Below are 23,007 nucleotides of genomic sequence, written 5' to 3'. Positions count from 1 at the left end.
GCCTAGCTGCCGCCGAAGCCCAGGAAGCCGATGGAAGGCTCGGCATGGCCACCGGATGCATCATAACGCCTGTCGGTGCCGGGCCTGGTGGTGGCGTGGCGCGGCATGACCAGCGGCGGGGTATCATCCTCGTTTTCCGCCAGGCTGGTGGAGGAGAAATGCGGGTCGGAATCCGAGAAGGTGCGCATCGACAGCAGCAGGAAGGTGATGTCATTGCGGTTCAGGTCAATGGCCATGTCCAGCGGCGTCTGGCCCAGCACGTTATGGCCGGTCATGTCGGCACCCCGGTTCAGGGCTTCCTTCGCCGCCCCCAGGCTGCCACGGTTTATGGCATCGAACAGCGCATCGGTCGGGTTCATGTCCGCGCTGGCGTGGCCGTGCTCCTCCTCGCGCGATTCAGCGCCCGGCAGGGCGGCGGGGGGGGCGGCGGCCTTGGCGGCGCGGCGGGCCTCGGCCTTTTTCGCGGCATCGGCGGCCTCGGCCTCGGCTTCCGCGTCATCGGCATCCTGCGCATGCGCCACCTGAAGGGGCATGCACAGCACGGGAATGCCTGCGAACAGGCTGGCGACAAGAAGATATATACCGGATCTGGAAATCATGTCCTGTCCCGAGAGTGAACGTTCAACCTGTGGCGCCAAGGGCCGCATGGTACCAGCCAGAGTTGGTGATTAGCGCAAAATTGCGGCGGATGCGATGGTTAATCATCTTTCCGTCAGGAACGGCTTTCCCGCCACCATGCCAGCAGCAGCATCAGCCCCACGAACAGGCCCACGGCCCAGGCGGGCAGGATGGCGTGGGTCTGCTGGCCCGCCACGGCATGGGCATTGCGCGGGGGAAAGGCAAACCGGCCGGCGGCGGACGCATTGCGCCCCGGCGCCAGCACCATTTCGGGCAGGGAAGGGGCATCCGGGTCGGAACCCAGCCAGTGCACGCCGCCGCCCGTTGCCGCCACCATGGGGGAAAGTACCGAGGCCGTGGCCCGCAGGTCCGAAAACTCAAGCGGGTCCTGCGCGCGGGGGGCGGCAAAGGCCTCGTGTCCCGCATCGTCGCGTACGGTCCATATGCCATCAAGCCGGGCGGGAATGCGCGCACGCGCCAGGCCGGTATTGCCTGCCGCCTCCAGTGTCACCTGCTGCTCCGTGCCATCGGGCGCGGTCACATGCACCACCGGGGCCGGCCCGGGCGTGACGGAGCGGCGGGTAATGGTCATCTGTCCCGCCGTGATCCCGGCTTCCAGCTGGTTTTCCTCCAGTTCCGGCTCCTTCATCAGCCAGTGCGAGATACGCCGCAGCAGTTCCGACTGCGGGCCGCCACCACCTTCGCCATGGGACCACAGCCAGGCCTGGTCCGACAGCAGGAAGGCCACGCGCCCCTTGCCCGCATGGTCCAGCACCAGCAGGGGCTGCCGGTCCGGCCCGGTCATCAGCACCTCGCCCCCCGCGCTGTCGGTGCGCAGGCTGCGGTACCATGGGCCCCAGTCGGGCCGGGCACCCGCATGCTCGGGCGCGCCCGGCAGGCCGGAGGTCACGGGATGGCGCATGCCCGTCTCGGTCAGGTCCGGGCGGAAGCGGCGGATGGCCATGCCAGGATCGGTCGTGACATGCGCCGGCAGGATTTCCGACAGCGGCGTGTCCTGCAGGGAGCCGGGCGTCAGGAATTCCGGCCCGCCAATCAGCAGCAGCCCGCCGCCTGCGCGGATGTGGTTGACGATATTGCGCAGATAGGCCTCGGGCAGGATGCCACGGTTTTCAAACCCGTCCAGAATGATCAGGTCGAACTGGTCGATCTTCTGCTGGAACAGTTCGTTGACCGGGAAGGCGATCAGGGCCAGGTCGGATAGCGGCGTGCCATCATCACGGTCGGGCGGGCGCAGGATGGTGAAATGCACCAGATCGACCGACGGGTCGGCCTTGAGCAGCCGGCGCCATACCCGCTCGCCCTGGTTGGGCGTGCCGGATACCAGCAGTACGCGCAGCCGGTCGCGCACGCCATTGATGCGGATGACATCGTGGTTGTTGCGGGTCGAGACCTCACCGGGCAGTTCCGGGGCGGACAGGCCCACCAGCATCTCCCCCGGACGGGTCACGGGCAGGGTGATGTCCTGCGGCTGGCCGATCCGGACGGGGCGCGAGAAGGTCGTGCCGTCACCCTGTGTCAGGGTCAGTTCGGTGGTGGCGCCGGGTGCCGTGGTTGCCCCCTGGTCATCAATCTCCACCTGAATGGTCACGTCCTTGCCCACAATGGCGAAGGGCGGGGCCTGCAGCACGCGCAGGTGGCGGTCGGTTTCCTCCCCCTTTCCGGTCAGCAGCACATGCAGCGGCAGCAGCGTGCGCTGGCCGTGGCCGTTATCGGGGTTGAGCACGTCCGGCACCGCGGCGGGTACGTCATGGTCCTCGCCATCGGTAATCAGCACGGCACCGGCCAGGCGGGAGGGCGGGATGTCGGCCGCCGCCTGCTGGAGCGCGCCGAACAGCCTCGTGCCCCCGTGCCGGGCCTCACGCAGCGTGACGATGCGCGGCACCAGTCCGGGCACCCGGTCCATGGCCGCCTGCACGCGCTCGGCGGCACTGCGCGCCATCTCACCCCGGTTGCGTTCGGACATCGAGGCCGACTGGTCCACCACGATCAGCGCGGTCTCGGGCAGGGGGTGCCATGTCTCGGTCACGCGCTGGGGGCTGTACAGCCACGCGACAATGCCAAGCCCGGCCAGCAGCCGCCACAGGCTGCCACGCACCCGGCGCGCAAGTCCCGCCACCGCCAGCAGGGTAATTGCGCCCACCAGCACGTACAGGCACCACAGGGGCACAAGGGGGCTGAATGCCATCATGTGGCGTGACAGGTCGGGCATGCCCTTATTCCCCCAGCCGTTTGAGCAGGGCGGGCACATGCACCTGATCCGCCTTGTAATTGCCCGTCAGCGCATAGATCACGGCATTGACGCCAAAGCGGTAGGCCAGCACACGCTGTGCCGCCCCGTCGGGCACCGGCGCGTAGGGGGTGTTGCCGGTATCATCCACCGCCCAGGCATGTGCCCAGTCATTGCTGCCGATGATGACGGGACTGACCCCGTCATTCGTGCTGTCGCCTTCCTGCGCCACCCAGACCGGCATGCCGTCGTACCGGCCGGGAAAGTCATGCAGCAGGTAGAAGGTGTGGGCCAGCACATGGCGGTTGTCGAGGCGTGCCAGCGGCGGAATGTCCAGTCCCGCCGTCATCCGCCGCAGCGCCGCCGCCGTGCCGGGTGCGGAGCCGGTATAGCCGCTGGCGTTTTCCGGCGCGGTGGCGGGGTCCTGCCCCTGTGCATCGATCAGCAGGATGCCGCCATGGCGCATATAGGTGTTCAGCGCCGCCGTGCGCGCGGGTGTGGTGGTGGCATCCGCCGTGACCGGCCAGTAGATGAGCGGGTAGTAGGACAGGTCATCACGCTCGGGCACCACGCCATCCGGATGGCCCAGCACGGCGGAGGTGCGGGCATTGACGTAATCGGACAGGCCCTGAAGCCCCTCGCGTGATACGTCGTCGATTTCCTCATGGCCGGTCACGATATAGGCCAGCCGGGTTTCCAGCGCGGCCCGGGGCACATCGGGGGGGATGTCATCGGCACGGGCGGGGGTGGCCAGCGCGCAGGCCAGCACCAGCCCCACGGCAAGCCCGCGTCCCCTCCTGCGCCCGCGCTGCGCCACGCTGATGGCACCATCGGCCAGCAGAGCCAGGGCGGCCAGCAGCAGCAGCAGCGGCCCGATGGCGATATCCGCCACCTGCCCCCGCAGGTCGGACACCGTGCCGACCGGGGCCTGGGCCGCAAGGGCCGGGGCGCCATCGCCCGGATTGAGCGCACGGCGGCTGTTGCGCGGGCCGTACAGCCCCGGCGGATGCGTGGCCGAAGGCGCGGTCCGCCCAAACGCGTCGGCCCGCAGCGCCTGCGCGCCGGCAGGGGGAGCGACCAGCGCGCCATCGCCATCCAGCACCATGTAGGGCGCAAGCGGCATCGCGCCGGCCGGGGTCTCGATGCCCGACGCCTGGTCGATCAGGTGCTCCAGCATGCTCACGAACAGGCCGGACAGCGGCAGGTTCGACCATTCCGCCGTGCTGGTGACGTGGAACAGCACGACCTGTCCCGCGCCAAGGGCGGCGTGGGTGACCAGCGGCGTGCCATCGGTCAGCCGCGCCCAGCTATGGCTGTCCAGATCGGTGGAAGGCTGCGCCAGCACCTGCCGTGAAACCGTGACATCGGCGGGAATGTCAAGGTCATGGAACGGCGAGGATGCGGGGAAGGGGGCAAGGTGTTCCGGCCTGCTCCAGGACATGGTGCCACCCAGCACCCGCTCGCCCCCCATCAGGGGCACGGGCAGCAGCGTGTCCGCATGGGCCTGATCCTGTCCCGGCGCATCCGGCCCCTGAATGAGCAGCGGGCCGGCAAAGCGGATCAGCGTGCCACCGGCGCGCACCCAGGCATCTACCTTGCGGCGGCTGTCCGGGCTGCCCAGCGTGCCATCGGGTGCGATGATGACCGAAAGCGGGCGGGCCAGCAGCGCGTCCAGATCCCCCTCACGCAGTTCGGCCACGGGCTGCAGCGCACGGCGCAGGTAGAACAGGCTGCCCATGAGCGGGGTGTCGGACGCGGCATTGGCAATCAGTCCCACCGGGCGCTGGCGCTCACGCTCGTCCAGCAGGCGGATGCCCGCGGGACCCGTCATGCCGTCCAGTGACAGGTGATCGACCCTGTTGCGCAGTTCGGCGGGAAGCTGCGGCGTGACATCCGCCTGCTCCTGTCCCGCCGCCAGTGTGACGGGCAGCAGGCCCAGCGTGCCGCCGGTCGCGGTTTCAAGGCGGATCTGCCATGTGCGCGGGTGGCTGCGCGGCACCGCGTGCAGGCGGGTGGCAAGGCCATTGCTGCCGTCGGCCAGGGGGGCAAGCAGGGTAATGTCCGAATCCGGCACCTGCATTTCATGCACCGGGCCGATTGCGGCCAGGGCCGTGGCAAAACCGCCATCCGCGGGCGTTGCCAGCCCGTCCGATACATATATGACCGGGCCGTGCCAGCCCTGCCGGGCAAGCTGGCCAAGCGCCTGCGTGGCCGCCATGCGGTCCACCGGCCAGGCGCGTGGCAGCAGCGGGTCCAGCATGCCACGCAGTACCTGTGCCTGCCGCACGGGCTGGACGCTTACGGGGGTCAGTGCATCGTCGGGCGCGGTCAGCAGCAGGCGCGCGCCATGCCCGGTGCGCGCCAGATGGTCCAGCAGCCCGTCCAGCGCATGCAGGCGCGCGGGCCATGTGGCCGCCGCCGCCCAGCCATTATCCACCACGATCAGGCAGTCGGTATCCGCCAGCCCCGTCTGCCCGCGTGGAAAGACCGGCTGTGCCAGCCCCAGTACCAGCAGCCCCATCGCAAGGCAGCGCAGGATCAGCCGCCACAACGGGGCCGCGTTCGTATCCGGCGGGGTGGCATCAAGGGCGCGCAGCAGGCTGGCGGGCGGGAAGGACTGCGGGCGCGGCGCGTGCGGCAGCGCGTGCAGCAGCCACCATATCACCGGCAGTGCCGCCAGCCCCACCAGCAGCCACGGCGCAAGCAGCATCATGGCCGGTTCCCCATGCCGGGCAGGGCGTGCAGGGCCAGCAGCGCCTGCTCGGGCGGCTGGTCGGTCAGATGGGCGACCAGCGGGCTGCCGCCTGCCTGGCACAGGGCGCGCAGGTCCGTCTGGTGGCGTGCCCAGAGCGTGGCATAGGCCCGGCGCAGGTCGGCGCTGGCATTGAGCTGCACGGCGGTCTCGTCCTCCAGCGCGGTGAAGCGGATATGTCCTTCGTAGGGGAGGTGTTGCTCCGCCGGATCGATCACCTCCACCAGCGTGCAGATGACCTGCCGCGCGCGTGCCGTGCGCAGGAAGGCGGACAGCGCCCCTGCCGGGTAAAGCCCGTCGCCAAACAGCAGCACGCGGCTGCGGGCGGGCAGGGCGGCGGCGGGTGGCAGGTCGGGTGCGTCCGCCGCCCCGCCCAGCGCGGCCAGCAGCGCATGCGCCATGCGTTCCAGCGCCTGCGGGCCATGCAGGCGCAGGGGCGGGGCGGTGGCGGTCAGCAGGCGCAGCTGTTCCCCCTGCCGCAGCAGCATGGCGGCACTGGCAAGGGCCAGGAGGATGGCGCGTTCCACCTTGAGCGGCAGGCTGTCATCGGAACGCCAGCGCATGGAGGCACTATTATCGCACCATATGCATATGGTGTGCGGGGTCTGGGCTTCATGTTCCCGCACGAAGGCCCGGTCCCCGCGCGCGGACTGCCGCCAGTCGATATTCGTGGCGGCCTCGCCCGCCACGGCCGGGCGGTACTGCCAGAACTCATCCCCCTGGCCCGCCCTGCGCCGGGAATGGGTGCCCTGTCCCACATTCCGCGCAATCTGGCGTGCCGCCACGATCAGGGCGGGCACGCGGCTGGCCAGCGCATCGGCCGCCGCCATGGCGGAAACCGCGTTGCGCGGCAGCGGCCGGCTGGCCCCGGCACCGGGTGGGGCGGCAGGCTGCCCGCCCGGCGCGGGGCGCAGCCAGCCTGCCAGACGCGAGAAAAAGGACAGGGGGGCTGCCAATGTCAGCCGATCCGTCCGACCAGTGTGTCGATCAGCGCGGGCAGGCGCATGTTTTCCGCCCGCGCGGTAAAGGACAGTGCCATACGGTGCGCCAGGATGGGGTGGGCCAGCGCGCGTACGTCCTCGATATCGGGGGAAAGGCGGCCTCCCAGCAGCGCGCGGGCGCGGGTTGCCAGCATGAAGGCCTGTGCCGCGCGCGGGCCGGGGCCCCAGGCCACGGCCTCGCGGATGGTCGGGTCATCGGTGGTTTCGGGCCGGGCGGCCCGGACCAGGCGCACGATGGCATCCACCACCTGTTCGCCCACCGGCAGCGCGCGCACGAGGGCCTGCGCCTGCATCACGTCGGCTGCGGTCATGACCGGGCTGGCCGTGGCGGTGGTGGTGCCGGTGGTGGCCAGCAGCATGGCGCGTTCGGCATCGGCGGTGGGAAAGTCGAGCACCACCTGCATCATGAAGCGGTCAAGCTGGGCTTCGGGCAGGGGATAGGTGCCTTCCTGCTCGATCGGGTTCTGGGTAGCCAGCACATGGAAGGGGCGGGGCAGCAGGTGGGTGCTGCCCGCAATCGCCACTTCCCGCTCCTGCATGGCCTGCAGCAGGGCGGACTGGGTGCGGGGGCTGGCGCGGTTGATTTCGTCGGCCATCAGCATCTGGCAGAATACCGGCCCCGCCACGAAGCGGAAGCTGCGCCGGCCGCTGTCATCTTCATCCAGGATCTCGCTGCCCAGTATGTCCGATGGCATGAGGTCGGGCGTGAACTGCACACGGCGCGCATCCATGCCCAGTACGTGACCCAGCGTTGTGACCAGCAGCGTCTTGCCCAGTCCCGGCGCGCCCACCAGCAGCGCGTGGCCGCCTGCCAGGATGGTGGTCAGCGCCAGATCCACCACCCGGTCCTGCCCCAGTATGACACGGCCGATTTCCGTGCGCACGTCGCGCAGGCGGCCGCCCATGGCCTCGGCCCGGGCCGCGATCTGTTCGCCGGTCGGTCCGGTGGGGGATGTCATGCCCGCCTGCGGCGCCGCATGGAGGGGAGAGGTATCATCCATGGTCATCATTCCAACAGTCTGACAGGTCCGGGGGTTTCATCAAGCCGGTGTTGATCCCTATATCAGGTCAAGCAGCTTCCATAGTGTCGGGTTAACGCAATTGATGGACGATTTCGAGACAGGAAAGGCCGCGCCGTCCCCATCCGTGGGGCGGGCGGGCACATGTGGCGCCCTGCCGTTCCTGATCAGGCGGGACGGGACATGGCTGTACCGTGGCTCCCCCATCCGCCGCAAGCCGATGGTCTGCCTGTTCGCCTCCACCCTGCGGCGTGACGCGCAGGGCGGCTACCGGCTGCAGACCCCGGTGGAGCAGGGCACGATCGAGGTGGAGGACGCGCCCTTCGTGGTCACCGGGCTGGAATGGCATGGCTGCGGGCGCGGGCAGGTCCTGTCCTTCCGCACCAATGTGGACCAGGTGATCTGTGCGGGGCACGACCACCCGATTCGCTGCGCGTGGGATGTCCCGTGCGGGGGCTGCGGCACCGGGCCGGTGCCCTACGTGCATCTGCGCGACGGCGATGGCGCCCTGCCGATCGAGGCCCGCATCACCCGCCCGGTCTATTACGAACTGGCCGCCCTTGCGGTGGCCGGGCACTGCCATGGCGTGCCCTGTCTTGGGGTATGGAGCGAGCATGTATTCTTCCCGCTCTCCCACATGCCTGATGATTCATGCCCCTGAACACGCCCCTTGAGTGTCTGAAGCGGGACATGCCCGGCGTGATGGCGCCGCTTGCGCGCCTGTGGGCCATCCTGCCCGATGCCCGGCTGGTGGGGGGGGCCGTGCGTGACCTGCTGTGCGGGCGGGGGGTGGCCGATATCGACCTTGCCACGCCCCACGCCCCGGATGTGGTGATGGCACGGCTGAAGGATGCGGGGATAAAGGTGGTGCCGACCGGGCTGGCCCATGGCACGGTCACGGCGGTACTGGATGGCCGCCCCTTCGAGATCACCACCCTGCGGCGGGACGAGGAGACCGACGGCCGCCACGCCACCGTCGCCTGGACCCATGACTGGCGTGAGGACGCGGCCCGGCGTGACTTCACCATCAACGCCATGTCATGCGACAGCGCGGGCGTTGTGCACGACTATTTTGGCGGCCGGGCCGATCTGGCGGCGGGGCGCGTGCGTTTTGTGGGGGAAGCCCGCACCCGCATTGTCGAGGACGCGCTGCGGATCCTGCGTTTTTTCCGTTTTCAGGCCCGCTATGGCCAGGGCACGCCCGATGCGGAAGCCATGGCGGCCATAACGGCGCTGGCCGGGCTGATCGACCGCCTTTCGGTCGAGCGGATATGGTCCGAACTCCGGCGCATCCTGGCCGGCCCGCATGTCATCGTGACGCTGGAGCAGATGGCGGGTTGCGGCGTGCTGGCCCATGTGCTGCCACCACCGTGGAATATCGGCCTGCTGGCGCGACTGATTGCCTGTGGCGCGCCGGAAGACGCGGTACTGCGGCTGGCCGCCCTGCTGGAGGGGGATGTGCAGGCGGTGGCGCGGCACCTGCGGCTTTCCCGCGCCGATGGGGCGGCGCTGGCGCAGGCGCGTGCCACCCCGGTGCCACGTCCCGGCATGGATAAGGCTGATATCGCGCGCCTGCTGGCGGATCACGGCCTGCGTGACCTGCTGTGGCGGGCATGGCTGGGGCAGGCGGCGGCCGTGGGCGCGCCCGATCCCGCATGGGATGCGCTGCGCGGCGCGCTCATGGCCACTGCGAAACCCGTCTTCCCGCTGACCGGGCGTGACCTGCTGGCGGCAGGGTGCGTGCCGGGGGCCGCCATGGGGCAGGTACTGGCGCAGGTACGGCGGTGGTGGCTGGAAAATGGCTGCACCCCCACCCATGCCGCCTGCCAGGCGCATATGCGCGCCGTGCTGGGTGGCCCGGGCCCTGACGGGCCGCGACCGGACGGGACATAATTTGTAACCCGCGTGTCGTGGTACTTTGTTTTGCCGGGGCATGCGGTTATAGGCCGATTGATGAACGCGATTCCTACGTCCAGGCAGGGCAGACCCACGGCCACGGTACCGTCGCGCACGCTCATGCGCCGGCTGTGGCGCGATGAACTGGCCGGTCACAAGCTGCGTATCCTGATCGTTATGGTGCTGACGGCGCTCATGGCCATATTCAGCGCGCTGTACCCGCTGGTCATCCAGCGCGCGCTGGACATGTTCGCCGACCATGATCCGCGCATCCTGTATCAGGTACCGATCCTGGTGGTGGTGATCACGGTTGCCAAGGCCATCTCGCAGTACGGGCAGTCCATTGCGGTACAGTCGCTTGTGCTGCTGGTGATCCGGGGGCTGCAGGGGCGGATGTTCCATCATCTGGTCCATGCCGACATCTCACGCATCGAGACCGAGGCCCCGGCCCAGATCGCGGCGCGTTTCACCACCGATGCCGTTTCGATTCGTGAAGCCATGATCCGTGCCACCAACGCCCTGGGCGATGCGGTGACCGTGGTGGGGCTGATCGCCTCCATGCTGTACATGGACTGGGAACTGAGCCTGATCGCAGCCATCCTTTACCCCATTGCCGCCATGCCGGTGCGCAGGCTGGGCAAGCGGCTGCGCCGGGAATCCGGCGGCGTGCACGAACAGATAGGCGAGACCAGCGCCATGCTGGCGGAAAGCTTCAGCCAGTCGCGCACCATCCGCGTCTACCGGCTGGAACGGGCGGAGGAAAAGCGCGCAGCCCACGTGCTGGACGGCCTGCATGCCGGCCTGCTGCGCATTGCGCGCGGGCGGGCGCGGGTGGACCCGATGCTGGAGGTGCTGGGTGGCATGGCGGTGGCCGCCGTGCTGGGCTTTGCGGGCTGGCGGGCCACGCAGGGCGGGGCCACGCTGGGTGATTTTTCGGGTTTTGTGGCCGCCCTGCTGCTCGCCTCGCGCCCGCTGCGCGCGCTGGGCACGCTCAATATCGCCCTGCAGGAAGGGCTGGGCGGGCTGCAGCGCGTGTTCGATGTGATTGACGAACCCGTGGCCGTGGCGCAGGCGCCCGATGCGCTTGGCCTGCCTGCGGGCGGGGGGGACCTGCGCTTCGAGCAGGTCTCCTTCCGCTACCCCGATGGGCGCGTGGGGCTGGACGGGCTGGACATGGTGGCAAGCCCCGGCCTGACCGTGGCGCTTGTCGGGCCGTCGGGGGCGGGCAAGTCCACGGCGCTCTCCCTCATTCCGCGCCTGCATGATGTCTCGGGCGGGCGGATCACGCTGGATGGCGTGGACCTGCGTCGCCTTGTGCTGGCCGAACTGCGTGATGCCATTGCCTATGTCAGTCAGGATACGCTGCTGTTCGACCTGTCGGTCATGGACAATATCCGCATGGGCAACCCGCAGGCGAGCGATGCGCAGGTGTTCGGGGCGGCACGCGCCGCCGCCGCCGATGACTTTATCACCGCCCTGCCGCAGGGATATGGCACGCTGGTCGGTCCCGGCGGGCAGCGCCTTTCGGGCGGGCAGCGGCAGCGCGTGGCGCTGGCGCGCGCGCTGCTGCGCAATCCGCGCGTGCTGCTGCTGGATGAGGCCACCAGCGCGCTGGATAGCGAGAGCGAGGCCATTGTCCAGCATGCTCTGGCGCATCTGCGCCACGGGCGCACGACCATTGTGGTGGCCCACCGGCTGTCCACCGTCCGTTCGGCGGATCTGGTGGTGGTTCTGGCGCAGGGGCGGGCGGTGGAATGCGGCACGCATGACGCGCTGATGGCCGATGACGGACTATACGCCCGCATGGTGCGCAACCAGGCCTTTACCCTGTAGCCTTCGCTGCGAATGTGCATCGGAACCGGCGATGGCGGTTGAAGTGTGGCATGGTTCGTGCCATGCATTGACCGACCCGTTCGGTCAATGCATGGCGTGACAGGATCAGGGGCACAATCAGAGTGATGATGAGGGAAGCAGATGGCCGCGGATGAAGGCAAGGCAGCTGAAGACGGACACGCCGCACCCGGCCCCGGGGCGGAAGAGAAAAAGGAGGCCTCGCCGCGCCGCAAGCTGATCCTGATCGGCATTGTCGTGGCCGTGATCGTGCTGGGCGGGATCTACTGGTTCCTGCACCGCAATGAGGTCGAAACCGATGATGCCTTTACCGCCGGGCGCGCGGTGGCCGTGGCGCCGCATGTGGGGGGGTACGTGACCGAACTGCTGGTGAACGACAACCAGTTCGTGCATCAGGGTGACATCCTGGCCCGCATCGATGACCGCAACTGGCGCGCCCAGCGTGACCAGGCGGCGGCGGCGGTCGATATCGCCCGCGCGCAGGTCAACAATTACGCCCTGCTTGCCGAAGTGGCGAAAAAGAACTTTCCCGGTCACCTCATGGTGGCGCAGGGCCAGCTGCAGGCCGCACAGGCCCAGCAGTTCCGGGCGGAAACCGATTACCGCCGCCAGCACGGTGTAACGCGTGAGGCGACATCGCAGCAGAACATCGACTACGCCACCGCGGCCCTGGATGCCGCCAAGGCGCAGGTGCTTGAAGCACAGGGCAACCTTGAAACAGCACTGCCCGTCATCCCCAACATCGCCAGCACCGAAGCACGCGTGACCGAGCAGCAGGCCACCCTGACCCAGGCCGAGGCCAGGCTGCGCGAGGCGGAGCTGAACGTGGAATGGACCCTGATCCGCGCCCCGCATGATGGCTGGATCTCACAGCGTAATATCGAGCGTGGCACCCTTGTCACCGCGGGCCAGACCGTCTTTTCCATTGTCGAGCCCGAAATCTGGGTGGTGGCCAATTACAAGGAAACGCAGCTGACCCACATGCGGCCCGGCCAGAAGGTGGATATTGCAATCGATGCCTATCCGTTCCTGAAGCTGAAGGGGCATGTGGATTCGCTCCAGCTGGGCACGGGGGCGACCTTCAGCGCCTTCCCGCCCGAGAACGCGACCGGCAACTACGTGAAGATCGTCCAGCGCGTGCCGGTCAAGATCCTGATCGACGAGGGGCTGCGTCAGGACCTGCCGCTGGCGCTTGGCCTGTCGGTTGAACCGACGGTCCATACGGAATGAGCACGGCCGCAGCTTCTTCCGGCGGGGCGGATGGTACGGAGTGGAAACCCAAGCACAACCCGTGGCTGATTGCCGTGGTTGTGACGGTGGCGGCGTTCATGGAAATCCTGGACACCACCATCGTCAACGTGGCGCTGCCGCATATCGCGGGCAACCTGTCCTCCACCTACGATGATGCCACATGGACCCTGACGTCCTACCTTGTGGCCAACGGCATCGTGCTGACGATTTCGGGCTGGCTGGGCAAGCTGTTCGGGCGCAGGCATTATTTCCTGATCTGCATTTCCATGTTCTCGCTGTCGTCCTTCCTGTGCGGCATTTCCACCAGCCTGCCCGAACTGATCATGTTCCGGCTGATGCAGGGCTTCTTTGGCGGCGGACTGCAGCCCAACCAGCAATCCATCATCCTGGACACCTTTCCCCCCAACAAGCGGGCGGCGGCGTTCGGCCTGACCGCCATCGCCACCGTGGTGGCGCCGGTGCTCGGCCCGTCGCTGGGCGGGTGGATTACCGATAACTATTCATGGCGGTGGGTGTTCTTCATCAACGTGCCGGTGGGCATCCTGGCCACCATCGCGGTGTCGATCATGGTGGATGACCCGCCATGGGCGCGCAAGCAGAAGGCCCCGCTGGACTTCGTGGGCATCGGTCTGATCACCATCGGCTTCGGCTGCCTTGAAGTGGCCGTTGACCGGGGCGAGGACGAGGACTGGTTCGGCTCGCGCATCATCGTGGTCATGGCCATCCTGGCGGTGCTGGGCATAGGTGGCGCGGTCATCTGGCTGCTGCGTGCGAAGAACCCGGCGGTGGACCTGCGGGTGTTCAAGGACCGCAACTTCGCCGTGGGCACCGGCCTTATGGGCGCGGTGGGGGCGCTGCTGTATTCCTCGGCCATTATCGTGCCGCAGTTCTCCCAGCAGATCATGGGTTATACCGCCACCCTGTCCGGGCTGATCCTCTCGCCCGGCGGCATGGTGGTGATCGTGCTGATCCCGCTGGTCGGCATTGCGATGAAGCATGTGCAGCTGCGCTACATCATCGCTCTGGGCTTCTTCCTTATGGGTGTGTCCATGTTCTGGTCAGCACAGCTTGTGCCGTTGCTGGACTTCAGGCACCTGGTGCTGTTCCGCATGAGCCAGACGGGTACGATGGCCTTCCTGTTCGTGCCAATCTCGACCATTACCTATGCCACCCTGCCGCGCAGGCTGAACGCCGATGGCTCGGCCCTGTTCAGCATGGCGCGTAACGTCCTGGGTTCGCTCAGTATTTCCGGAGCGACGGCGCTGGTGACGGAACTGCGCCAGGCGCACCAGAGCAACATGGTGCAGTGGATGACCCCCTACCACCAGCCATATAACGAATACCTTGCCCATGGCCGCGTGGTTGCCGCGGCGCGCGGTTATGCGCAGGGGGCGCTTGACCGGGTGGCCATGGGACGGCTGTATTCCGAGTTCCAGAAGCAGGTCGCCATCCTGGCCTATAACGAGGTGTTCATGATCCTTGGCATAGGGTGCATGCTTGTCGTACCCTTCTGCTTCCTTATGTCACCGCTCAAAGGCGGGAATAAGTAAGAAGACGCGTCAAGACAGTCAGTGGATACAGGACAAAAGTTTTCGGCTGCCGCCTTTTTGAAAAAAGGCGGCCGTCCCTGAAGCTTTCAGGGAAAAGCTTCGCCAGAAATTTTTTGTCATTTACGACCTGCTTTTTCACGGCAGGGTGGAAAGGGAACAGGCATGGCAGGGCTGATCAGGGTTGTCTGTGCGGCGATTATTGCGGACGAACGACTGCTGCTTGTCCGCAAGCGCGGCACGACACCCTTCATGCTTCCCGGCGGCAAGCCGGAACCGGGCGAGGCCCCGCTGGATGCCCTGCGCCGTGAAATTCGTGAGGAACTGGGCTGTGACCTGATACCGGGGCCTGAACTGCCCGGAACGTTCAGGGATGCGGCGGCCAATGAGCCGGACCATATCGTGCAGGCCCGCATATGGGCCGCACGGCTGGAGGGCGCGCCCATTCCTGCTGCTGAAATTGCCGAACTGCGCTGGGCCGGGGTGGCCGATATCACGGGGCTGCCGCTGGCCCCACTGATGCATGGCAGCGTGCTGGCAGCCCTTGTACGGGCGGGGCTCCTGCCTCAGGCAGCGGTGGCGTAAGGGGCGAAATATGCCGCCAGCCGGGCATAGATTTCCTTCTTGATGCCCACATTGAGCAGGGGAAGCTGCGCCAGCGGCACCCATTTCCACAGATCGAATTCAGCCGGAACCTGCATATCCAGCCGGATATCATGGCCATCGCCGGTATAGCGCAGGGCAAACCAGCGCTGCCTCTGGCCGCGATAGCGGCCGCCCAGCGCCTTGCCGATCAGGTGCGCGGGCAGGTCGTAGCTCAGCCATTCGGGATAGGTGGCGATGATGCTGGCCGCCGTGGTGCCGGTTTCCTCATGCAGTTCGCGCAGCACGGCCACTTCCGGCGTCTCGCCTTCGTCAATGCCGCCCTGCGGGCACTGCCATACGCCCTGTTCCGGTGGGCCGCCCGCGCCCGGCATGTCGGTGCGGCGCGCGACAAACACCTCGCCCTGACGGTTGAAGACAAGCGCACCCACATTGGGGCGATAGGGCAGGGTGGCGGGATCGGTCATCAAGCGGGTTTCCGGCATGCTCATGGATGGGTGGGCGCTGCGGGTGCCGCAGGCTTGGCCGGAGGGGTCGGGACGGGCGCCGCGGGCGGTGCCTCCTTTTCCGCCGGAGCCGGCGTGGCAGGTGTCCCGGGCGTGGCCGGTGTGGCAGGGGTGGCGGGTGTCGCGGCCTTGGGTGGCGTGGCCGCGCTGGACACGGGGGTTGCCTGTGTCCTGTCATCACGGATCGGGGGTTCGGCCGCCACGGGCAGGCCCGCCATGGCGCGCACGACCCTCAGCCCTTCCTGTAGCTGGAAATCGGTCGTGGGCTTGGCGGGATCGTAAGCGGGCCAGCTGGCGGGCGGCTGGGCGGGGATGGACTTGGCGATGGCGGGCAGGTCCGTGCGCGACGGGGGCTGGGCGGTGTTGCCACCACGGTTCTTGATGATATGGGCCAGATCGGCTTCATGGATGCTGTAGCCCGCATCGTCATGCGCTTCGCGCACGGGAATGTCGGGCATGATGCCCAGCCCCTGTATGGACCGGCCGGACGGCGTGTAGTAGCGCGCCGTGGTCAGGCGGATTGCCCCTTCGCCCGGAATGGGCAGGATGGTCTGCACCGACCCCTTGCCGAATGTCTTTTCACCCAGCAGGACGGCGCGCTGGTGGTCCTGCAATGCCCCGGCCACGATTTCGGAGGCGGAAGCGGAGCCGCCATTGATCAGGACGACAATGGGCAGGCCGCCGGTGATGTCGGTATTATGGGCATCCCAGCGCTGGCTGTCCTGCGGGTGGCGGGCGCGGGTGGACACGATCTCGCCGCTGCGGATGAAGTCGGAACTGACGTCGATGGCCTGTGTCAGCAGCCCGCCGGGGTCGGAGCGCAGGTCGATGATCAGCCCCGCCATCTTGTTGTGTGTCTGGGCCTGCAGCTTCTTGTAGGCCGCCAGCAGGCCGGACTGGGTTTCCTCGTTGAACTGCGCGATTCGGATGTAGCCCACATTGTCATACAGCGCGGATTTGATGACCAGCAGCGGAATGATCGCGCGCGTCAGGGTAACGATGATGGGCTTGGGCGCCTTTTCACGGATCAGCGTCAGCGTGATGCGGGTATCGGGCTTGCCGCGCATCTGGGTCACGACCTGATCCAGCGCCTGACCATCGATGTTCTTGCCATCAATGGCCACGATGAAGTCACCGGGCTTGATGCCCGCGCGGGCGGCGGGCGTGTCATCAATGGGGGAGACCACGCGTACATGCCCGTCCTCGCCCTGCACTTCCAGCCCCAGCCCGCCAAAGGACCCCTTGGTCTGGACCTGCAGGTCGGAGAACTGCTTTTCGGTCATGTACGAACTGTGCGGGTCCAGCCCGCTGAGCATGCCGTTGAGCGCGTTGGTGATCAGGTCGCGTGTCGAGACCGGCTCGACATAATTGGCCTTCACCTTTTCCAGTACGTAACCGAACAGGAACATCAGCTGTTCGATCTCGTGCGGGGAGTTGTCATCCTTGGTGGGGGCAGGGTCCGCCGCATGGGCCATGGGGGCCAGGTTGGCCCATCGGCTGACTGAATAATAGGTGATCTGCGGGGCCGCCACGATCCCTGCAAGAAAGGCGCAACCGATCAGCAAGCCATTACGGAACTTCATGCGTCGTTGTCTCCTGGATACCCGCCACCATGGTCTGGCTGGCCTGCATGTACTCTTCGCGTTGCGTTGTAACGTGATCCTGCCCATCCGTCACGGGTGGGCAGCATATACCGAACCTGCATGCGGATAAAACCGTATCACGCCCGTTCCTCACAGGTACGGGGCCGGGTTGACGGTGGCGCCCCCATGGCGCAGCTGCACGAACAGGGTGGGCCTGCTGTCGCCTCCCCCCCATGGTGGCATCTGGCCGACCGCCGCGCCATGGCTGACCTGCTGGCCCGCCGCCACCGCAATCTCGCCCAGCCCCGCCAGCACGAAACGGTAATGCTTGCCACAGTCAATGATCATCATCTGCCCGTATGTGCGGAAGGCACCGGCAAAATCAACCCGTCCCGTGCAGGGCGCGCGCACGGTGGCGCGCGAGGGGGGGGCATAGGTCACGCCGGTGGCGGGGCCGCTTTCGGTGGTCTTGCCCCATGCCGTCAGCACGCTGCCCGCAACCGGTGCGCCCGCGCTGGCGGTGGTCATGCCGGGACCGGCACCTGTCTCCATTTCCTGTACCTTCCGGCGCGCGGCGGTGGCGGCCTGCATGTCATGGGCGCGTTCGGCGGCGCGGGCGGCCTGTTCAAGGTTCTTTTCCGCCTGTTCCTCGGTGGCTTCTATGCGGGCGATGGCGTCCTGCACGCTGGAGGCACGGCGGGCGGCGTCCGCCACCGCCTGCGTGGCACTCTGGGCTGCCGCGTTCGAGCGCTGCTGGGCTTCCAGCGCGGCATGGGCGGCACGGTTGACGCTTTCGCGCTGGCTCTCGCGCTCGCTCACCACCTGATGCATCTGCTGCTGCTGCCGGGCCAGTTCGGTATCAAGCTGGGCCAGGCGGGCGCGGCGGTCATGGATGGCGCGGGCCTGGCGGGCGATGTCGGCCATCATGCCATGTACCACCAGCAGGCCGGTCACCGCGCGGTCGGCGGGCAGGGGCACGGCCAGCAGGGTATCGGCAGGGTAGAGGGAAAGCCGTTCGGCAAGGGGCAGCAGTGGGGAAAGGCGCGCCGTCTCACGCGCAAGCTGCTGCTGGAGGGCCGCCTGCTCGGTATGCAGGTCGGCAATGCGGCTGTCCAGGTCGGCGGCCTGCTGTTCGGTGTGCTGCAGGCGCGCCGTGGCGTCGACCGTGGCGGCGGACAGGCTGGCTGCCTTCCGGGCATCGGCATCGGCCTGTTCGCGCGCGGCCTGCTGCGCCTTGCGGCGGTCCTCCAGGTCACGCGCCTGCTGCTGCTGGCGCGCCAGCAGGTCCGCGCGCGCGGTGCGGGCGGCTTCGATCTGCTGGCGGATCTGCTGCTCGCTGGCGGCATGCGTGCCGGCATGGGCCGCGTGCGCGGTCGTGGCGTGGGGGGCATGGCCGGCCGCCGCCCACGCCGGGGCCGCCAGCATGGAGCATGCAAGGGCAGCCCCGCGGGCCAGATGACCCCGCCAGCGGGGGAACGGGTTCAGGCGTGCTGTCAGGATGGCGCAGGCCCGTCCAGCAGGGAATGGCCCGTCATGGCGGTGGGCTGGGGCAGGCCCATGATCTGCAGCAGCGTGGGGGCCAGGTCGGCCAGCCTGCCATCATGCAGCCGGGCACCGGGCACGCCGGTCAGCACCACGGGCACCACGTTCAGCGTATGGGCGGTATGGGGGCCATTGGTCTCGGGGTCGAACATGGTTTCCGCATTACCGTGGTCGGCCGTGACCAGCAATGCCCCGCCCATGTGGTGAATGGCGTTTACAATCCGGCCCAGCCCGGTATCCACCGCCTCGACCGCCCGGATCGCGGCCGACAGCACGCCGGTATGGCCCACCATGTCCGCATTGGCGAAGTTCAGCACGATCAGGTCGTATTGGCCGCTCTCGATGGCTTCCACCGCGCGGTCGGTCAGTTCCGGGGCCGACATCTCGGGCTGCAGGTCATAGGTCGCGACCTTGGGGGAGGGGACCATGACACGGTCCTCCCCCGGTAGCTGGCGCTCGCGCCCGCCATTGAGGAAATAGGTGACGTGGGGGTATTTCTCGGTCTCCGCCATGCGGACCTGCTTCAGCCCGGCTTCCGATACCACATCCCCCAGCAGGTCATGCAGTTCCTGTGGCGGGAACAGCACGGCAATCAGTTCCGCCAGCCGGTCGCTGTAGCGCGTCATGCCCACGACGGCGGCGGTATTGACCACCTTCGTGCGTCTGAACCCCTCGAAATCCGGTTCCAGCAGCGCATCGAGCAGCTGGCGGATGCGGTCGGCGCGGAAGTTGAAGCTCAGCACGCCATCCCCGTCGCGCATGCCGCCATATTCCCCGATCACGGTGGGGACGACAAACTCGTCCGTGATGCCCGCCGCATAGGCGCGGTCCAGCACTTCCAGCGCATCGCCCGCCTTTTCCCCCTGTCCGGATACGATGGCGTTGTAGGTCTTTTCCACCCGGTCCCACCGGCGGTCACGGTCCATGGCGTAGTAGCGGCCCGATACGGTGCCGATCTTCACACCCGCCGGCAGGCTGGCCAGCAGGGTGCTGACATAGTCGTGCCCCGAACGGGGCGCGGTGTCGCGCCCATCGGTAAAGATATGGAAGGTCACGGGCACATCCGCTTCGCGCAGGATGCGGGCAAGGGCCGCCGCATGGTCCTGATGGGCATGCACGCCACCGGGGGAGACAAGGCCCATCAGGTGGCAGGTGCCGCCGCTTTTTTTCAGTGCGGCGATGAAATCCCGCATGACCGCGCCCTTTGCCACCGAACCATCGGCAAGCCCCGTGGAAATGCGGGGCAGTTCCTGCATCACCACCCGGCCCGCGCCGATATTGAGGTGACCGACCTCGGAATTGCCCATCTGCCCTTGCGGCAGGCCCACATCCTCCCCACAGGTCTTGAGGAAGGCGCGCGGCCCTGCCTGCCACAGCGTGTCGAATGCCGGGGTGCGGGCGGCCCTGACGGCATTGTCCGCCGGGTCCTCGCGCCAGCCAAAACCGTCAAGCACCACCAGCATGACGGGGCGGGGGGGCTTGTTCGCTGCAACCTGGTCGTTCATTGGGTATTGTCTCCCTGTTTTATTTTGTATGCCATGATGCCCTAAAAGGGCCGCGCGTGAAATGCCCGTGTGACAAAGGAAAGAAACAGCCATGTCCGATAAAGCAGACAAGGGTGGGAACCAGTGCGGCTGCCTGACCCCCGAGCAGCTGCGCATCCTGCGTGAACACGGGACCGAGCGCCCCGGTTCCAGCCCGCTGAACAGTGAAAAGCGTGCCGGTGAATATCGTTGCGCGGGCTGCGGCACGCCGCTGTTTTACTCCGGCACGAAATATGAGAGCGGCAGCGGCTGGCCCTCGTTTTACGATGCCATTCCCGGCGCGCTGGGCACCACGACCGATACCAGCCACGGCATGACCCGCACGGAAGTGCACTGCGCGCACTGCAACGGCCACCTTGGCCACGTCTTCCCCGACGGGCCACCGCCGACCGGGCTGCGTTACTGCATGAACGGACTGGCATTGACTTTCGTCCCGCGTGATGGCGCAAGCTGATAACGCAACCCAACGATCCTGAAGGAATGAATATGACCGAACCTGCCGCCCCGCATGATGAAGACGTGATTGTCGTCAACCACCCGCTGGTCCAGCACAAGCTGACCCTCATGCGTGAGCGCGATACGTCAACCGGCGCGTTCCGCCACCTGGCGCGCGAACTCAGCCTGCTGATCGGCTACGAGGCCATGCGTGACCTGCCGCTGGAACCGGTGGAGATCGAAACCCCGCTTGAGCCCATGCAGGCCAGGCGCCTGGCGGGCAAGAAGCTGTGCCTGATTTCCATCCTGCGCGCGGGCAATGGCATCCTGGACGGGCTGCTTGACCTTGTACCCTCCGCCCGTATCGGCCATGTCGGCCTGTACCGTGACCCCGAGACGCTGGAACCGGTCGAATACTACCTGAAGCTGCCCGATGATGTAGGCAACCGCATCTGCCTGGTGGTGGACCCGATGCTGGCCACCGGCCACAGTGCCGTTGCCGCCATTGACCGGCTGAAGCAGGCGGGTTGCACGCGCATGGTGTTCGTCTGCCTTCTGGCCTCCCCCGAAGGGGTGGCCTGCCTGCGCAAGGCCCACCCCGATGTGCGCATTGTCACCTGCGCGATTGACCGTGGGCTGGACGAGCATGGCTATATCCGCCCCGGCCTGGGTGATGCGGGCGACCGTCTGTTCGGCACCAAATAAAAAACTGCGGGGGTGGCTGCATGCCGCCCCCGCAGTCTTTTTCAGGACAAGAAGTTCCTGGTGAAGCTTTTTTCAAAAAGCTTCAGGGAATGCCGCCTTTTTGAAAAAAGGCGGTACCCAAAAACTTTTATTTCCTTATCTTTATTTTATCAGGCGCGGCGGACGATATAGGTCTTGGCCAGTTCCGCTTCCAGCGCGCGGGCATGGTCGGGGTCGCGGGCCTCGATCATCACCTCAAGCTCGGCGGCCTGCACGCTGGGCGTGGTGAACAGGCGCTGGTGCGAGACCTCGATGATGTTGCCGCCTGCCGCGCTGATTTTCTGCGCAATGTCGGCCAGCACGCCGGGGCGGTCGGGTATTTCCATCTTCAGGCACAAAAGCCGCCCGTCGCGCAGCAGCGAGCGCAGCAGCGTGTTGGCCAGGATGCGGCTGTCGATATTGCCGCCCGTCACCGGCAGCGCCACCCGCTTGCCCCGGAACAGTTCGGGATAGGTCAGCACGGCGGCCAGCGCCGTGGCTCCCGCGCCCTCGCTGACCTGCTTGGCGCCTTCCGCCAGCATGGTGATCGCGGTCTCGATCGCGCTTTCAGGCACGACCAGCACGCTGGAAACCAGTTCGCGGATGACTTCCAGCGGCTGGCGCCCGATCTGGAGCACCGCGATGCCCTCGGCAATGGTGGCCCCGCCGGGTGGCATCACCTCGTCCCCGGGGAAACCGGACAGGGAGGAGAAATTTTCCACCTGCACGCCAATGATGTCCATGCCCGGCTGGAGCGCGCGGCCCGCCACCGCGCAGCCCGCAAGCAGGCCGCCCCCCCCGATGGGGCAGACAAGGGTATCAAGCGGGCCGGCATCCTCGAACAGTTCCAGCGCGAAGGTGCCCTGTCCCGCCATGACTTCCGGGTCGTCATAGGGGTGGACGAATACCCGCCCCTCGCGCTGGCAAAGCATGTTGGCGTGGGCGGTGGCCTCGGCAAAGTTGTCGCCCTCCAGCACCACGCGGGCCCCCCAGGCCGCGGTGCGCGTGACCTTGGCGGCGGGTGTGAAGCGCGGCATGACGATCACCGCGTCAATGCCCAGCAGGGACGCATGGCGGGCAACACCCTGCGCGTGGTTGCCAGCCGAGACGGTAATGACCCCGCGTTCGCGTTCGCGCGGGGTAAGCAGGGCCAGCTTGTTGGCCGCCCCACGCTCCTTGAAGGAACCCACGGCCTGAAGGTTATCGAGCTTGAGCACGATATCCGCCCCGGTCGCGCGGGAGAGGGTCTGGCAGGGCACGGTTGGCGTATGCAGCACGCGCCCCTTTATCCGCTGTGCGGCGGCGGTGATGTCTTCAAGCGTGATCACGGTCGGATGCGCCTAGCCGTAGGTGACTTCCAGGATTTCGTAAGTCCGGTCGCCGCCGGGGGCGGGGACGGACACGGTGTCACCAATGCTCTTGCCGATCAGTGACTTGGCCAGCGGCGAGGAAATGGACAGGAGCCCCTGCTTGATGTCGGCTTCGTACACGCCAACGATCTGGTAGGAGGCTTCCCTGTCGGTTTCCTCATCCACCAGCTTGACGCGGGCACCGAATTTCACCTGGTCGCCGGAAAGGGAGGCGGGGTCGATCACTTCGGCGGAGGAGACGATCTCCTCCAGTTCCTGGATACGGCCTTCGGTAAAGGACTGGCGTTCACGCGCCGCGTGGTATTCCGCGTTTTCGGAAAGATCGCCATGGCTTCGCGCTTCGGCGATCGCGCGAATGATCGCGGGGCGTTCTTCACTCTTGAGCTTGCGCAGTTCGTCTTCAAGCCGTTGCAGGCCGGGGCCTGTCATCGGAAATTTCTGCAAGGTTTGTCCCCGAGGTGAAGGTCAGTTTCCGCAACTGACTGTTGGTTGCTGTGCCCGGGCCTATCGCCTGTAAT

General features: G+C 67.2%; 19 protein-coding genes. 8 read left to right on the top strand and 11 right to left on the bottom strand.

Annotated elements, in window-relative coordinates; translation table 11 throughout:
• Positions 1-2: 2 nt before the first annotated feature.
• The 5 genes from CFR78_RS03190 to CFR78_RS03170 all read right to left on the bottom strand — a co-directional run bounded on the left by CFR78_RS03190 (position 3) and on the right by CFR78_RS03170 (position 7,629).
• Entirely contained in the window at positions 3-599 is a 597-nt protein-coding gene (locus tag CFR78_RS03190; protein ID WP_034933138.1) for an ankyrin repeat domain-containing protein, read from the bottom strand.
• A 113-nt stretch (positions 600-712) separates the two neighbouring features.
• The gene (locus CFR78_RS03185) at positions 713-2,848 is read right to left on the bottom strand and encodes a VWA domain-containing protein (protein ID WP_034933136.1); all 2,136 of its coding nucleotides are present in this window, start codon (positions 2,846-2,848) and stop codon (positions 713-715) included.
• 4 nt (positions 2,849-2,852) lie between these two features.
• Positions 2,853-5,579 (bottom strand): DUF4159 domain-containing protein, encoded by a 2,727-nt coding sequence (locus CFR78_RS03180; protein WP_034933134.1) that lies wholly within the window; start codon positions 5,577-5,579, stop codon positions 2,853-2,855.
• Positions 5,576-6,574 (bottom strand): DUF58 domain-containing protein, encoded by a 999-nt coding sequence (locus CFR78_RS03175; protein ID WP_034933131.1) that lies wholly within the window; start codon positions 6,572-6,574, stop codon positions 5,576-5,578. Before CFR78_RS03175 ends, CFR78_RS03180 begins: the two co-directional genes overlap by 4 nt.
• Positions 6,575-6,576: 2 nt before the next feature.
• Positions 6,577-7,629 (bottom strand): AAA family ATPase, encoded by a 1,053-nt coding sequence (locus CFR78_RS03170; RefSeq protein WP_034933129.1) that lies wholly within the window; start codon positions 7,627-7,629, stop codon positions 6,577-6,579.
• 94 nt (positions 7,630-7,723) lie between these two features.
• On the opposite strand from CFR78_RS03170, the gene CFR78_RS03165 reads away from it, so the two are divergent.
• The 6 genes from CFR78_RS03165 (at position 7,724) to CFR78_RS03140 (ending at position 14,768) form a co-directional block, all read left to right on the top strand.
• Positions 7,724-8,299, top strand: coding sequence for a DUF1285 domain-containing protein (locus tag CFR78_RS03165; protein ID WP_110580992.1), 576 nt, complete (start codon positions 7,724-7,726; stop codon positions 8,297-8,299).
• Entirely contained in the window at positions 8,290-9,531 is a 1,242-nt protein-coding gene (locus CFR78_RS03160) for a CCA tRNA nucleotidyltransferase (protein WP_034933125.1), read from the top strand. The genes CFR78_RS03165 and CFR78_RS03160 overlap by 10 nt, the downstream gene beginning before the upstream one ends.
• 60 nt (positions 9,532-9,591) lie before the next feature.
• Positions 9,592-11,367 (top strand): ABC transporter ATP-binding protein, encoded by a 1,776-nt coding sequence (locus CFR78_RS03155; protein WP_034933122.1) that lies wholly within the window; start codon positions 9,592-9,594, stop codon positions 11,365-11,367.
• Positions 11,368-11,508: 141 nt separating this feature from the next.
• Positions 11,509-12,615: an HlyD family secretion protein gene (locus CFR78_RS03150; protein ID WP_034933120.1), complete on the top strand. Its 1,107-nt coding sequence runs from the start codon at positions 11,509-11,511 to the stop codon at positions 12,613-12,615.
• Positions 12,612-14,186, top strand: coding sequence for a DHA2 family efflux MFS transporter permease subunit (locus tag CFR78_RS03145; RefSeq protein WP_007399672.1), 1,575 nt, complete (start codon positions 12,612-12,614; stop codon positions 14,184-14,186). The genes CFR78_RS03150 and CFR78_RS03145 overlap by 4 nt, the downstream gene beginning before the upstream one ends.
• Before the next feature lie 162 nt (positions 14,187-14,348).
• Positions 14,349-14,768, top strand: coding sequence for an NUDIX hydrolase (locus CFR78_RS03140; RefSeq protein WP_034933117.1), 420 nt, complete (start codon positions 14,349-14,351; stop codon positions 14,766-14,768).
• Here CFR78_RS03140 and CFR78_RS03135 read toward each other — a convergent pair.
• The 4 genes from CFR78_RS03135 to gpmI form a co-directional block, all read right to left on the bottom strand.
• Complete coding sequence (locus tag CFR78_RS03135) at positions 14,750-15,253, bottom strand: RNA pyrophosphohydrolase (RefSeq protein ID WP_039999653.1); 504 nt, start codon at positions 15,251-15,253, stop codon at positions 14,750-14,752. The two genes, CFR78_RS03140 and CFR78_RS03135, sit on opposite strands and share 19 nt — an antisense overlap.
• A gap of 20 nt (positions 15,254-15,273) precedes the next feature.
• Positions 15,274-16,875 (bottom strand): S41 family peptidase, encoded by a 1,602-nt coding sequence (locus tag CFR78_RS03130; protein ID WP_034933114.1) that lies wholly within the window; start codon positions 16,873-16,875, stop codon positions 15,274-15,276.
• 150 nt (positions 16,876-17,025) lie between these two features.
• Positions 17,026-18,300: a murein hydrolase activator EnvC family protein gene (locus CFR78_RS03125; protein WP_240471493.1), complete on the bottom strand. Its 1,275-nt coding sequence runs from the start codon at positions 18,298-18,300 to the stop codon at positions 17,026-17,028.
• A 68-nt stretch (positions 18,301-18,368) separates the two neighbouring features.
• Entirely contained in the window at positions 18,369-19,922 is a 1,554-nt protein-coding gene (gene gpmI / locus CFR78_RS03120) for a 2,3-bisphosphoglycerate-independent phosphoglycerate mutase (protein ID WP_034933108.1), read from the bottom strand.
• A 91-nt stretch (positions 19,923-20,013) separates the two neighbouring features.
• Between gpmI and msrB the strand changes: the two genes are divergently transcribed.
• Together msrB and upp are read left to right on the top strand one after the other, a co-directional pair.
• Positions 20,014-20,415, top strand: a complete 402-nt coding sequence (gene msrB / locus CFR78_RS03115) for a peptide-methionine (R)-S-oxide reductase MsrB (protein WP_007399679.1) — start codon at positions 20,014-20,016, stop codon at positions 20,413-20,415.
• A gap of 26 nt (positions 20,416-20,441) precedes the next feature.
• Complete coding sequence (upp, locus tag CFR78_RS03110) at positions 20,442-21,101, top strand: uracil phosphoribosyltransferase (protein ID WP_007399680.1); 660 nt, start codon at positions 20,442-20,444, stop codon at positions 21,099-21,101.
• Between the two features lie 149 nt (positions 21,102-21,250).
• Here the strand turns inward: upp and CFR78_RS03105 are convergent, their stop codons facing one another.
• The gene (locus CFR78_RS03105) at positions 21,251-22,447 is read right to left on the bottom strand and encodes a threonine ammonia-lyase (RefSeq protein ID WP_007399681.1); all 1,197 of its coding nucleotides are present in this window, start codon (positions 22,445-22,447) and stop codon (positions 21,251-21,253) included.
• Positions 22,448-22,459: 12 nt separating this feature from the next.
• Positions 22,460-22,933, bottom strand: a complete 474-nt coding sequence (gene greA, locus CFR78_RS03100; protein WP_007399682.1) for a transcription elongation factor GreA — start codon at positions 22,931-22,933, stop codon at positions 22,460-22,462.
• Positions 22,934-23,007: the final 74 nt, after the last annotated feature.

Origin of the sequence: Komagataeibacter rhaeticus, from assembly GCF_003207855.1 — a bacterium.
GTDB lineage: Bacteria > Pseudomonadota > Alphaproteobacteria > Acetobacterales > Acetobacteraceae > Komagataeibacter > Komagataeibacter rhaeticus.
The sequence above is the reverse complement of the archived record's forward strand: the minus strand, read 5'-3'. Positions and strand labels throughout refer to the sequence as shown.